The organism is Cupriavidus sp. H39, assembly GCF_050271075.1.
In the GTDB taxonomy this organism is placed as follows: Bacteria; Pseudomonadota; Gammaproteobacteria; order Burkholderiales; family Burkholderiaceae; genus Cupriavidus; species Cupriavidus necator_B.
Window position 1 is genome coordinate 920,922 of the sequence record NZ_CP189846.1, and the last position, 12,337, is coordinate 933,258.

Sequence of the window (12,337 nt, forward strand, 5' to 3'; positions counted from 1 at the left end):
CGATCGCCCCCATGCCAACCGTCACGCGTCTCACCGATCCCATGTCCGGCAGCCCCGCCGTGCTGGACATCTTCTCCGACGCCGGCACCGTGCAACGCATGCTTGCCGTCGAGGCCGCGCTCGCGCGCGCCGAAGCGCAATGCGGCGTGATCCCGGCCGCCGCCGCGACAGTCATCACCGCAGTCTGCCGCGACGTCGGCACCATCGACCGCGATGCGCTGGCCCAGGCCGCGGTCGCCGCCGGCAATCTCGCCATTCCCTTCGTCAGGCAACTGACCGCCGCCGTGGCTGCGCGCGATGCCGATGCGGCGCGCTTCGTGCACTGGGGCGCCACCAGCCAGGACATCGTCGACACCGCGCTGGTTCTCCAGCTGGTCGACGGGCTGCGCGTGCTCGAGGCCGACCTGGTCCGCCTGGGCGACGCCTGCGCCGCGCTGGCCAGCGCGCATCGCGCCACGCCGATGGTGGCGCGCACCTGGCTGCAGCATGCACTGCCGACCACCTTTGGCTGCAAGGCTGCCGGCTGGCTCGACGCGCTGCGCCGCGACCTCGCCCGTCTGGCTGCGGCGCGCGCGCAGGCCCGTGCGCTGCAGTTCGGCGGCGCCGCGGGCACGCTTGCCAGCCTTGGCGACGCCGCGCCCGGCGTAACCGCGGCACTGGCCCGCGAGCTGGGCCTGGTCGCACCCATGCTGCCATGGCATGCGCATCGTGACCGGGTGGTCGAAGTTGCCACCACGCTCGGCATGCTGACCGGCACGCTCGGCAAGATGGCACGCGACCTCTCGCTGCTGATGCAAACCGAGGTGGCGGAGGTGGCCGAGCCCGACGGGCCCGGCCGCGGCGGTTCCAGCACCATGCCGCACAAGCGCAATCCGGTCGGCTGCGCGGCAGTGCTGACGGCATCGGTGCGCGTGCCGCCGCTGGTGGCCACCATGCTGTCAGGCATGGTGCAGGAGCACGAGCGCGCGCTGGGCGGCTGGCAGGCGGAATGGGACACGCTGCCCCAGATCGTCACGCTGGCCGCGGGCGCGCTGCGCCAGATGGGCGAGGTGGTCGCCGGGCTGCAGGTCGATGCGGCGCGCATGCGGGCCAATCTCGATCTCACGCATGGGCTGATTCTTGGCGAGGCCGCGATGCTGGCGCTGGGTGCCCGCATCGGCCGGTTGCCGGCGCACAAGCTGGTAGAGAACGCCTCGCGGCGCGCGGTGGAGCAGGGCACGAGCCTGCGCGACGCGCTGGCGGCGCTGCTGCGCGAAGACCGCGCGCTCGCCGGGTTGCTGGATGCGGCGGCGCTGGACCGGCTGGCGGATCCGGCCAATTATGCGGGGCAGTCGGTGCAGTTCGCGGATGCGGCGGTAGCGGCGTGGCGGGAAGCGGTGGCGAGGCATTGAATGCGCGATCGGCACGATGGCCTGCTGGGCCGGCGTTTGCCAGGCCCGACGCCGCAGATTCACCAATAACCAACATCAAGTCAGGGAGACCACCTTGCCTTATCTAGACCACGCCGGCGCGCGCCTATTCTATACCGTCGACGGCCCCGAGTCGGCACCGGCCATCATTTTCTCCAACTCGCTCGGCACCGATCACACCATGTGGCAGCCTCAGGCCGCCGCGCTGGCCGGGCGCTTTCGCGTGGTGCGCTACGACACCCGCGGGCAAGGCCGATCCAGCGCACCGGGCGACGCCTTCACGGTGGAACAACTCGGCCAGGACGTGATCGCCATCCTGGACGTATTGGGCATCGGCCAGGCCGTGTTCTGCGGCCTCTCGATGGGTGGCCTCACCGGGATGTGGCTGGGCATCCATGCGCCCGGGCGCTTCTCCCGCATCGTGCTGGCCAATACCGCCGCAAAGATCGGCAACGCGCAGGGATGGAACGCGCGCATCGACACCGTCCTGCGCGACGGCATGGGCGTGATGGTCGCGCCCTCGGTCGAGCGTTGGTTCACCCCGGGGTTTGCCGCCTCGGCAGACCGCGCGCTCGACGGTTTGCGCGGCGTGCTGGCGGGACTCGATCCGCGCGGCTATGCGGCCAACTGCGCGGCGGTGCGCGACGCCGACTTCCGCGAGACGGTGTCGTCGATCCCGGTGCCGGTGCTGGTCATCGCCGGCAGCCATGACCCATCGACCACCGCGCAGGAAGGCCGCGCGCTGGCCGATGCGATTCCCGGCGCGCGTTTTATCGAATTGCCTGCCGCGCATATCTCAAGCTTCGAGCAGCCGGGCCGCTTCACCACCGCACTGGTCGATTTCGTGCGCGGCCGCCTGCCCGTGAGCGACGACCACGCCCGCTATGACGCCGGCCTCTCGGTGCGGCGCGAGGTGCTCGGCAGCGCGCATGTCGATCGTTCGCTGGCGCGGCTGACGCCGCTCAACGAAGAATTCCAGAACCTGATCACGCGCTACGCCTGGGGCGAGATCTGGACGCGCGAAGGCCTGCCGCGCCATACGCGCAGCCTGCTGACCATCGCCATGATGGTGGCGTTGAACCGCCCGGACGAACTGAAGCTCCATCTGCGCGCAGCCGCCAACAACGGCGTGACGCGCGACGAGATCAAGGAAGTGCTGTTGCAGGCGGCGATCTATTGCGGTGTGCCGGCGGCGAATTCGGCCTTCCACATGGCGGAGGAAATCTTCGCCGCGATGGACCCGCCAGCCTGAGCCATCAGCGGACTGCGAACGCCGGCAGCCGGGCCCGTCCCGCTTGCCGGAATTCCGTGGGCGCCTGACCCACCAGCCGCGCGAAGAAGCGCGAGAAGTACGCCGCATCGGAGAAACCGAGCGACAGCGCGATGTGCTTGATTTCCAGGTCGCTGAAGAGCAGGTCGCGCTGCGCTTCGGCGAGCACGCGCGCGTGGATCATCTGCAGCGCAGACTGTCCCGAGGCCTGGCGGCACACGCGGTTGAGCTGCGTGGGCGTGATGCCGATTGCGCCGGCATAGTGGCCGATCTCTTTCTGCTCGCGGTAGTCCGATTCCAGCAGTTGCTGGAAGTGCTGGAAGTGCCGCGCCGGGCGACTGCCGCTGCGCGCGGCCGCTGGCTGCGAGGCATTGGCCAGCCGCGCCATGCCGATCAGCACCAGCGTCAGCAGCGCCGACAGCGCCGCCCCGCGCCAGGCGGACACGGCTTCCATCTCCCCGCGAAACAGCGCCAGCGCCTGCGCCAGCGCGTGACCGCGCCGCACGCGGTCGTGGCGCGGGTGTTCGAACAGCGGCAGCGCATCCGGCACGCCCGCCAGCAGCGTGCGCAGGTGGCTGTCGGTCATGGTGACGACCATGCCGTCAGTGTCCGGCGTAAACACGAAGCCGTGGACGTGCCGCGGCGGCATCGTCACCAGCGAGCCGCTGCGCAACGGCTCACGGCGCGCTTCTAGCAGGGCTTCCCCGCCACCCGCATGAATGTACAGAATTTGCAGGAAGCGCTCATGCCGGTGGGGCTTGATCTCCCACCCGTGCAGGCGGCTGCGCGCCGCGATGGACTCGAAATGCAGCTGGTCGGACAGCGGCGCGGACGAATTCACGCCGTACAGCGAGTAGGTCGGGACAGGTCTCACGGGGGCGTCAGTGTTTACCAGCAATGTTCCGATTGTCCTGTCATTGGTTCGGTCTGTCCATTCCGCAGCGACCCTGCGGCGACTATCGTTAGCGCCGGCAGAACGATATCCACAAGGAGACAAGACATGCGCACCCAGGTTGCCATCATCGGCGCCGGCCCGGCCGGCCTGTTGCTAGGGCAGTTGCTCACCAAGGGGGGAGTCGACAACGTTATCGTCGAGCAACGCAGTCCGGAATACGTGCTGGGGCGCATCCGCGCCGGCATCCTCGAAAGCGTGACCGTCGCCGCGCTGGAACGCGCGGGGGTGGCGGCGCGGCTGCATGAGGAAGGGCTGGTGCACGACGGCATCGTGCTGTCCTTCGATGGCCAGCGGCATCGCATCGACCTGCACGCGCTGGTCGGCCGCAACGTGACCGTCTACGGCCAGACCGAGGTCACGCGCGACCTGATGGCGGCACGGCAGCAAGCGGGCATCGCCACCGTCTACGACGCGCAGGATGTCAGCCTGCATGAGTTCGAGGGCGCGAGGCCGGTGGTCCGTTATCGGAAGGACGGCGTGGCACACGAGATCCACTGTGACTACATCGCCGGCTGCGACGGCTTCCATGGAGTCAGCCGCCAGAGCGTGCCGCGTACCGCCACGCAGGTGTTCGAGCGCGCCTATCCGTTCGGCTGGCTTGGCATCCTCTCGGAAACACCGCCGGTGGCGGACGAACTGGTCTACGCCAGCCACGAACGCGGCTTCGCGCTGTGCAGCATGCGCTCGCGCACGCGCAGCCGCTACTACGTACAGGTGCCGTCGAGCGAGCGCGTGGAGGACTGGCCCGATGACCGTTTCTGGGACGAATTGCGCCGCCGCCTCGATCCGCGGTCGGCGCAGTCGCTGGTGACGGGACCGAGCATCGAGAAGAGCATCGCGCCATTGCGCAGCTTTGTCTGCGAGCCGATGCGCTTCGGCAACCTGTTCCTGGCTGGGGATGCCGCGCATATCGTGCCGCCCACCGGCGCCAAGGGACTGAACCTGGCGGCCAGCGACGTGCTGACCCTGGCCGACGGACTGATCGCTGCCTGCCGGCATGACGACAAGCGCGAGCTGGACGCCTATTCGGCGCGCTGCCTGCGCCGCATCTGGAAGGCCGAGCGCTTTTCATGGTGGCTGACTTCGCTGATGCATCGCTTCCCGGACGCGGATCCGTTTGCGCTGCGCATGCAGCGGGCCGAGCTGGACTATCTGGTGGGGTCGGAGGCGGCATCGCGGATGCTGGCGGAGAACTATGCAGGCTTGCCGTATTGAACGGGAAAGGCGGCATTGCCGCGCCTTGCATCGCCTAAAGCCCATCCCCTTCCCTGCGCCTGGCGCGCGGGTTCCAATCTATGCGGCCAGCGGGCCCGCGCCCGCGGCCATCGTCGCCACTGCCGGCAGCGCGTCCGCGACCACCCCGCCAACCAGCACCACCGCCGGGCTTGCCAGCCCGGCTGCAAGCGAGTCGGCGAGCGTGCCGAGCGAGCCGGTCCAGCTGCGCGCCTGGTCGCTGCCGGCGTGCATCACCACCGCCGCCGGCACGCCGGCAGCCATGCCCGCTGCCAGCAGGCCGTCGCGGATCGCCGCGATGCGGCTCATGCCCATGTAGATCACCAGCGTGGTGCCGCCACGCACCAGCGCCTGCCAGTCGGGCGAACCGTGCGCGCTGGTATGGCCGGTAACGAAGGTCACGCCGTGGCAGTGCGCGCGATGCGTCAGCGCAATGCCCAGCGCCTGCGCGGCGGCCATGCCGCTGCTGATGCCGTTGACGATCTCGACGTCCAGCCCGTGGCCGCGCAGGAATGCGGCTTCTTCCCCGCCGCGCCCGAACAGCAGCGGATCGCCGCCCTTGACGCGCGCCACCGTGCGGCCGGCCAGCGCGTGCTGCAGCGTCAGCTGCTGGATGCGCTGCTGGCTCACCGAGCAGCGCCCGCCGCGCTTGCCGACCCACTCCACATGGGTGCCCGGTCTGGCATAGGCGGCCATTTCCGGCGACACCAGGTCATCGACCAGCCAGACCTCGGCCGCGGCCAGCGCGCGCGTGGCGCGTACCGTGACCAGGTCCGCGCTGCCGGGGCCGACCCCGACCAGCCAGACCTTGCCGGGCTTTAGCGGTGGATGCATGTTGGACTCCTGCAATGGGATCTCGCCACGCGCTCAGTGGCTGGTGCCGGCCGAGCGCGTGGTCTTGTTGAAGACGTTGTACTTGCCGATGGGTTTGTCCATCGGCAGGCGCTTTACCTCCCGCAACGTGGCGGCGTCGTACACCACGATGGCGCCGTCGCGCTCCATCAGGCTGACCAGCGCGTAGCGCCCGTCGCGCGTGAACTCGACGTGCGCGGCGGTGCGGCCCGGGCTGGGGGTGACGCTGCCGACTACCTGCAGGCTCTGCTTGTCGATCACCTGCAGGATGTCGCGGCGGGGGCTCATCATGGCATCGGCCCAGGCGTAGGGCGTGCGTTCATGGCTGCGCAGGAAAAAGCCCGGGCCGTTGGTCGGCACGGTGGCGACGGTGTGCCAGTCCTGCATGTCGATCACCGTGATGCGCCCCTGGCCGAGGTCCGGCGACGCCATCACTTCGCGGCCATCGCGCTGCCAGGTGATGCCGCTGCCCAGGTGCGGCATGCCGCCCAGCGCCAGTGACGCCACCTTGCGGCCCTGCTTCAGGTCGATCACCTGCTCGACGCCCTGGCGCGAGGCGCCCAAAATATGGCGGTACGGCTGGTCGAAGAAGAAATCGTCGAGCACATCGTCCAGCACGATCGCGCGCGGCGCCAGCAGGGCCGGGGGCGGCAGCGGCGTGCCGGCGGCATCGGCATACGGGAGTTCCCAGACCTCGGGGATATCCTTCAGCGCGGCGATAAAGCTGTGGCGCGGCGCGGCATCGTAGACGGCGGAGACGCGCGAGCGCGCGCCGTTGCGCCCGGTGACGTCGATCACCTGCGCCAGCGACAGGTCGTCGGCATGGAGCAGCACCAGCGTGCGCGGCAGCGTGTTGCCGGCCAGCACCCAGCGCCCGTCGTCGCTGACGGCAACGTTGCGCGTGTTCACGCCAACCCGGACCTCGGCCACATACGCCAGGTTCCACAAGTCATACTTGCCGACCCAGCCGTCGCGGCTGGCCATGTAGACATAGCGGCCATCGCGGCTGAACTTGGGCCCGCCATGCAACGCGAAGCGCGTGGCAAAGCGATGGACCGGCTCCAGCCGGTCGCCGTCGAGCACGGTCATGTGATGGCTGCCGGCCTCCACCACGACGAACAGGTTCTGCGGGTCGGCGCTGAATACCGGCCGCGGCGGCAGGCTGCCGGGGGCGTGGTGGACGATGTGGCTGGCGCGGATGGCCCGGGCGTCCCACTGCGGCACGGTGGCGGGCGCGGCGCGCAGCCAGCGTGCCAGCGCCTGCAACTCGGCCGCGGCCAGTGTGCCGGCGAACGCCGGCATCTGCGTGGCGGCACGGCCGTCGCGCAACACCGCATCGAGTTCGCCGGCGCGCAGGCGCTCCAGGCTTTCCGGCAACAGCGCCGGACCCATGGCCCCGAGCCGGTCGGCACCGTGGCAGGCGGCACAGTGCTGGCCGTAGAGCGCCGCCGGGTCAGCCGCCGCGGCAGCCGTGTCAGCCTGCGTGGCGTGCGCGATGCAGGCGAGCGCCAGCGCGCCCAGCCATCGGGTCAGTGGGGTCATGCCGCGACCTCCGCGCCCGGCGTGTGCGCGATCTCGGCATCGCTCAGGTAGCAGCCCGGATCTTCCGCCCACGGGTTGCCCGTCAGGGCAAAGGCGCGCACGCGCGTATTGCCGTTGCAGATGGCGCGATGCGCGCAGCCGGCGCAACGCCCCTGCAGCGGGCGCGGCGTGCTGGCCAGGCCCGCCATCAGCGGATCGGCGCGGTCGGCCCAGATTTCGCCGAACGGCCGCTGGCGCACATTGCCGAGCGTCACGTGCCACCACATGGTATCGGGATGGACATTGCCCAGGTTGTCGATATTGGCCACGCCGACGCCGGTGGCATTGCCGCCCCAGCGCTCCAGCCGCTGGCGCATGTCGGCGACGCGGTGCGGAAAGCGGCTGGCGATCCAGTACAGCAGGTACACGCCGTCGGCATCGTTGTTGCCGGTGACGAAATCCCCCGCATGCCCTAGCCGCGCGCGGCCCCAGACGTGGTCGAACAGCCAGTCGAGCGCGGCGCGGGTGCGGGCATGGCGCGCATCGTCGGCGCGATGGCTGCGCGCGCGGCCGGCATAGTTGAAGTGCGACAGGTAGAACTTGTCGATGCCTTCGCCCTCGGCCAGCGCCACCAGTTCGGGCAGCTGCGCCGCGTTCGCTTCGGTCAGCGTCATGCGCACGCCCACGCGCAGGCCGGCCGCGCGCGCCGTGCGCAAGCCGGCCAGCGCCTGCACGAAAGCGCCATCGCTGCGGCGGAAGCGGTCGTGCGTGGCGGGCAGGCCATCGAGGCTGACGCCGACGTAGTCGAAGCCTGCCGCCGCCAGCCGCGCCGCGTGGCCGGCATCGAGCAGCGTGCCGTTGGACGACAGCGACAGGTGGAAGCCGAGCGCGCGCGCGCGTCCGGCAACCTGGTACAGGTCCGGGCGCAGCAGTGGCTCGCCGCCCGACAGGATCAGCGCCGGCACGCGCGCGTCGTGCAGCTGGCCAAGCACCTTCAGCGCTTCGTCGGTATCGAGCTCGCCCTTGAAGTCGGTGTCGGCGGAGGTGGCATAGCAGTGCCGGCAGTTCAGGTTGCAGCGGCGGATCAGGTTCCAGATCACCACCGGGCCGGCGGGCTGGCGCGGCGGCGGCAGCGGGCCGTTATCGCGCAGGGCTTCCATGAAGCGGGACAGGCGGAACATGGGTGGGGCTTCCTATTGGTCTGGGCTGGACGGCGGCAGGCGCAGTCCGGTTTTCTTGAGGACGCGGGTGGACCACAGCACGTCGTGCGCGCGGCAGGCGTCGCCCAGCAGTGCCGCGATCACCGCGACCTGGGGCGCGGCGCCTTCGCGCGAGCGGGCATGCACCATCGCGAAGAGGTTGTAGGGCCAGTGCGGCAAGCGGCGCGGGCGGCGATAGCAATGGCTGACGAAGGGGAGCGCGCCGATGCGCGCGCCCAGCGCGTCGATGCGGGCGTCGTCCACATCCCACACGGTCATGCCATTGGCGCGCCAGCCCAGCCGGTAGTGGTCGGGCACGGCGGCGATGCGGCGCAGCATGCCGCGCGCCTGCATCGCCGCCAGCCGCGCGATCACCGCCGCCTCGGTCAGGCCGAGCTCGGCGGCGACCGCGGCGTAGGGTTCCGGCACCAGCGGCAGGCCGGCCTGGGTGGCGCGGATCAGCGCCAGGTCGGTGGGGTCGGCGGCGTCCGCGGAAGCCAGTGGATCGACAGAGTCGGGCATCAGGCGGGCAAGTAGAGGTTGACGAAGAATTCGCGTTGCTTGGGAAACGGCAACACCTCGACGCCGGCCGCCGCGGCGATGCGCGCCAGCACTGGCGCGACCTGCTCAGGCCGCGCGACTGCCAGCACGAACCACAGGTTCAGGTGGTGCGTGCGCGAGTAATGGTGCGCGACTTCAGGGTGGGCATTGATGGCGGCGATGACGGCTTCCAGGCGCGCCGCCGGCGCATGGCAGGCGCACAGCACGAAGCGGCCGCCCGCGCGCTCGATCTGGTACAGCGGGCCGAAGCGCGTCAGCACGCCACGGGCAAGCAGGGCGCGCAGACGCTCCAGCAGCATGCCCTCGTCAATGCCGAGCGCCGCGGCGGCTTGCGCGTACGGGCGCGGCACCAGCGGCAGGCCGCGCTGCAGGGCGTTGATGATGCGGCGGTCGAGTGGGTCGAGCGGATCGGTGGCCTCGGGTGCCGCGCAGGCGTGCTTCATGCCGGCACCTGCATGGCATAGCGCGTGCCGCGCTGCTTGTAGCAATGCGTGCCGACCAGGACCGCGCCCGACACCTGCTGCAGGCCGGCGGCGGCACGGATGCGGGCCAGCGCGGGCTGCAGCTCCTGCGCGCTACGGGCGTGGATCATCGCAAACAGGTTGTAGGGCCAGTCCGGCAGCCGGCGTTCGCGGCGGTAGCACAGCGTTACGCACGGCTGCCGCGCCAGCCGCATGCCGATGGCGTCGACGCAGCCGTCCGGCACGTCCCACACGCACATGGCGTTGTGGCGGTAGCCGAAGCGCCCGTGGCGCAGCACCACCCCCAGGCGCCGGATCACGCCTTGCGCGGACCATTGCGCCAGCCGCTCGAGCACCTGTGGCACGGCCAGGCGCGCCTGCCTGGCGAGCGCATGGAACGGGCGCGGCGTCAGCGGCAGGCCGGCTTCCAGCGCCGCGACCAGGCGCCAGTCATCGTCGTCCAGCGCAACGGCCGCGGCGGCCACCGGGCCGGCGCGCCGGCGCGGGCGGCTGCCGTGCTGGCGCGACAGCGGAAAGCCCAGGTCGATGTGGTACTCGCGCGCCATCGGCAGGTCCAGCGGTGCCTGGCCCGTGAGATCGCCGATCGACGCCAGCGTGGCATCGAGCGTGCCGCGCTCGCGCGCGCCCGCGACAAACCACAGGTTGTACCGATGGCCGCTGCGCGCGTAGTTATGGCTGACCGCCGCGCAGGCGCTGACGCGGGCCGCCACGCGGTCAAGCTGCGCCGGCGGCACCGACAATGCGCCCAGCGTGCTGACGCCGATCACGTTAGGCGCGAACACGGCGCCGACGCGGCTGATGCGGCCGGTGCCGAGGTCGCGCGCGAGCAGGCTCAGCAGCGCGTGCTCGCACCATCCGGCTCTGGCGGCCAGCGCCTGGTAGGGCCGCGGCTGCAGCGGGAAGCCGCGCTGCAGGTGGTCGTAGAGGGTTTGCTCGTTGAACATGGTGCGCCTTACATGCCGAAGCGCTGCGCGCGCGCGGTAAAGAAGATGCCGCTGGGATTGTCGGCGGGTAGTGTGGCGACGCGTTCCAGGCTGGCGGTGTCGTAGACCTCGACGCGGTTGTCGTCGCGGCACGACAGCCACAGCGACTCGCCCTTGGGCGTGAATTCCATGTGCAGCACGCCGCGGCAGGGGCGCAGCGTGCGCACCACCTGGCGCGTGGCGGTGTCGATCACCTGCACGGTGTCGTTGTGCGGAAAGGCGAAATTGACCCAGACCTGGCGCCCGTCGGGCCGCGCCATGGCAAATACCGGCTGGCCCGCCAGCGCCACGCGGGCCGCCTCGCGCCAGCCGTTGGCGGGATCGGCCACCAGCACCTCATGGCGCCCGATCGCCGGCAGCCAGGCCAGGCCCTGCGCCATGGCCCAGCCGCGCAGGTGCGGCATCTTGTAGACCGGCAGCGGCGCGTTCCCGCGGCCGTAGCCGGACAGGATACGGCGCGCTTGCGGCGGGGCCTGCCACAGGTCGACCAGCGCCAGGCCGTCTTCGCCGAACAGGCCGGCCAGGTACCAGCGGCCGTCGGGCGTGACCAGCCCGTCGTAAGGTTCGCGGCCGGCCGGCAGCCGGGTTACCTGCGGATGGCGCGGGTCGCTGGCGTCGATGATCCAGATTTCGCCGGATTCGAACAGGCTGGCAGCGAAGCGGCGGCCGGGCAGGTCGGCCAGCCCGACCACCTTGGCGCGGCGTCCGTCGCTGCCGATCGCGGGAAGATCCGCCAGCGGTTCAAGCGTCTGGGCGTCGAACAGGCGGATGCCCCCCGGCGCGTAGTTCTGTGCCGCCACCACCCGGCCGTCCTGCGAGATGGCGCCGCCAATGCTGTTGCCGGCCTGCAGCACGCGATGGGTGATGCGAGCGCCGAGCAGGTCGACGCGCGTCAGGCCGCCATCGCGGCCGAAGACATAGGCATAGCGCGCATCGCGCGAGAACACCACGCTGGCGTGCGACAGGTCGCCCAGTCCAGCCACCGTGGCTAGCCGCGTCATGCCGGTGGTCTCGACAATCTGCAGCCGTCCCGCAGCGCGCTCCACCACCACGCCGAGGTCGCCGGTGCCGCGCACGGTGCCGGCGCAGCCCGCGAGCAGCGCGGCAACGAAGACAGCGCCTAGTCCCCGCATCAGTTGCCTTGCGGCGCAACGGCCGGCGGCTGGCCTGCCTGCAATCGATCGATCAGCCATCGGGCTTCATCCTGCGTCATGAAAGGTTGCCAGGGCGGCATCGCCGTGCCGGGCCGGCCGTACAGCACCGTAGCCACCAGCCCCTCGGGCGGCTTGCCGGCCAGGCTTGCCGATGTGAGCGGCGGGCCCAAGCCGCCGCGCAGGGTCATGCCGTGGCAGGCGCCGCAGTCATCGCGCAGCCAGTGCGCCAGTTGCGCCTGCCGCGCCGGCGCGGGCGGGTCCGCCGCGGCGAGCGCGCTCGCGGCCACGGCGGCAGCAAGACCCGCGGTGGCGGCATGGCGCCAGGCGGTGCGCCTCAGAGGGAGAGAATCCATTTGGCCAGGATGTTGGCGTCGGCCTCGCTGACGGCGTTGGCCGGCATCGGCACCGGGCCCCAGCGGCCGCTGCTGCCTTTCAGGATGGACTGGACCATCTGCGCCTGCCCGTCCTTGCGGCCGCTGTACTTGCCCTTGATGTCCTGGAAGGCGGGGCCGACCATCTTCTTGTCGAGTCCGTGGCACGCCAGGCAGGCCTTGCTCGATGCCAGGTCCTGGCTGGCATGTGCCGGCATGGCGGCGCCGAGCGCCAGCAGGCAGCCGAACGCCGCCAGCAGCGCCGGCCGCGCGCGTTGTGTTCGCATGATGCATTGCTCCGTAAAAGGAAACGCGGGATGACGCGGGCCGCCCGGGCTGCGCCGCGG

Annotated in this window: 13 protein-coding genes; 3 read left to right on the plus strand and 10 right to left on the minus strand. The window is 70.9% G+C overall.

Annotated elements, in window-relative coordinates; translation table 11 throughout:
• The first annotated feature begins 11 nt into the window (after nucleotides 1-11).
• Complete coding sequence (locus tag ACOCMH_RS04715) at nucleotides 12-1,391, plus strand: 3-carboxy-cis,cis-muconate cycloisomerase (protein ID WP_427308010.1); 1,380 nt, start codon at nucleotides 12-14, stop codon at nucleotides 1,389-1,391.
• Nucleotides 1,392-1,485: 94 nt separating this feature from the next.
• Nucleotides 1,486-2,661 (plus strand): 3-oxoadipate enol-lactonase, encoded by a 1,176-nt coding sequence (gene pcaD / locus ACOCMH_RS04720; protein ID WP_427308011.1) that lies wholly within the window; start codon nucleotides 1,486-1,488, stop codon nucleotides 2,659-2,661.
• Between the two features lie 4 nt (nucleotides 2,662-2,665).
• On the opposite strand, the gene ACOCMH_RS04725 is transcribed toward pcaD, so the two are convergent.
• Nucleotides 2,666-3,553 carry a helix-turn-helix domain-containing protein gene (locus ACOCMH_RS04725; protein ID WP_427308012.1) on the minus strand — a complete coding sequence of 296 codons (888 nt, stop codon included), beginning with the start codon at nucleotides 3,551-3,553 and terminating at the stop codon, nucleotides 2,666-2,668.
• Between the two features lie 126 nt (nucleotides 3,554-3,679).
• Between ACOCMH_RS04725 and pobA the strand changes: the two genes are divergently transcribed.
• Nucleotides 3,680-4,849 carry a 4-hydroxybenzoate 3-monooxygenase gene (pobA, locus tag ACOCMH_RS04730; RefSeq protein WP_427308013.1) on the plus strand — a complete coding sequence of 390 codons (1,170 nt, stop codon included), beginning with the start codon at nucleotides 3,680-3,682 and terminating at the stop codon, nucleotides 4,847-4,849.
• A gap of 78 nt (nucleotides 4,850-4,927) precedes the next feature.
• On the opposite strand, the gene cobA is transcribed toward pobA, so the two are convergent.
• Genes cobA through ACOCMH_RS04775 form a run of 9 tightly spaced genes read right to left on the minus strand, consistent with a single transcriptional unit; the run spans nucleotide 4,928 to nucleotide 12,277 of the window.
• Nucleotides 4,928-5,701, minus strand: a complete 774-nt coding sequence (gene cobA / locus ACOCMH_RS04735; RefSeq protein WP_427308014.1) for a uroporphyrinogen-III C-methyltransferase — start codon at nucleotides 5,699-5,701, stop codon at nucleotides 4,928-4,930.
• A gap of 33 nt (nucleotides 5,702-5,734) precedes the next feature.
• On the minus strand, nucleotides 5,735-7,261 hold the full coding sequence (locus tag ACOCMH_RS04740) for a cytochrome D1 domain-containing protein (protein ID WP_427308015.1): 1,527 nt from the start codon (nucleotides 7,259-7,261) through the stop codon (nucleotides 5,735-5,737).
• Complete coding sequence (nirJ, locus tag ACOCMH_RS04745; RefSeq protein WP_427308016.1) at nucleotides 7,258-8,421, minus strand: heme d1 biosynthesis radical SAM protein NirJ; 1,164 nt, start codon at nucleotides 8,419-8,421, stop codon at nucleotides 7,258-7,260. The genes ACOCMH_RS04740 and nirJ overlap by 4 nt, the downstream gene beginning before the upstream one ends.
• 12 nt (nucleotides 8,422-8,433) lie before the next feature.
• Nucleotides 8,434-8,961: an AsnC family transcriptional regulator gene (locus ACOCMH_RS04750; RefSeq protein ID WP_427308017.1), complete on the minus strand. Its 528-nt coding sequence runs from the start codon at nucleotides 8,959-8,961 to the stop codon at nucleotides 8,434-8,436.
• Nucleotides 8,961-9,443: an Lrp/AsnC family transcriptional regulator gene (locus ACOCMH_RS04755; protein ID WP_427308018.1), complete on the minus strand. Its 483-nt coding sequence runs from the start codon at nucleotides 9,441-9,443 to the stop codon at nucleotides 8,961-8,963. The genes ACOCMH_RS04750 and ACOCMH_RS04755 overlap by 1 nt, the downstream gene beginning before the upstream one ends.
• Nucleotides 9,440-10,426, minus strand: a complete 987-nt coding sequence (locus ACOCMH_RS04760) for an Lrp/AsnC family transcriptional regulator (protein ID WP_427308019.1) — start codon at nucleotides 10,424-10,426, stop codon at nucleotides 9,440-9,442. Before ACOCMH_RS04760 ends, ACOCMH_RS04755 begins: the two co-directional genes overlap by 4 nt.
• Before the next feature lie 8 nt (nucleotides 10,427-10,434).
• Nucleotides 10,435-11,598 carry a cytochrome D1 domain-containing protein gene (locus ACOCMH_RS04765; protein WP_427308020.1) on the minus strand — a complete coding sequence of 388 codons (1,164 nt, stop codon included), beginning with the start codon at nucleotides 11,596-11,598 and terminating at the stop codon, nucleotides 10,435-10,437.
• Nucleotides 11,598-11,972 (minus strand): c-type cytochrome, encoded by a 375-nt coding sequence (locus ACOCMH_RS04770; RefSeq protein WP_427308021.1) that lies wholly within the window; start codon nucleotides 11,970-11,972, stop codon nucleotides 11,598-11,600. The genes ACOCMH_RS04765 and ACOCMH_RS04770 overlap by 1 nt, the downstream gene beginning before the upstream one ends.
• Nucleotides 11,954-12,277: a c-type cytochrome gene (locus tag ACOCMH_RS04775; protein WP_427308022.1), complete on the minus strand. Its 324-nt coding sequence runs from the start codon at nucleotides 12,275-12,277 to the stop codon at nucleotides 11,954-11,956. The genes ACOCMH_RS04770 and ACOCMH_RS04775 overlap by 19 nt, the downstream gene beginning before the upstream one ends.
• Between the last annotated feature and the right edge of the window lie 60 nt (nucleotides 12,278-12,337).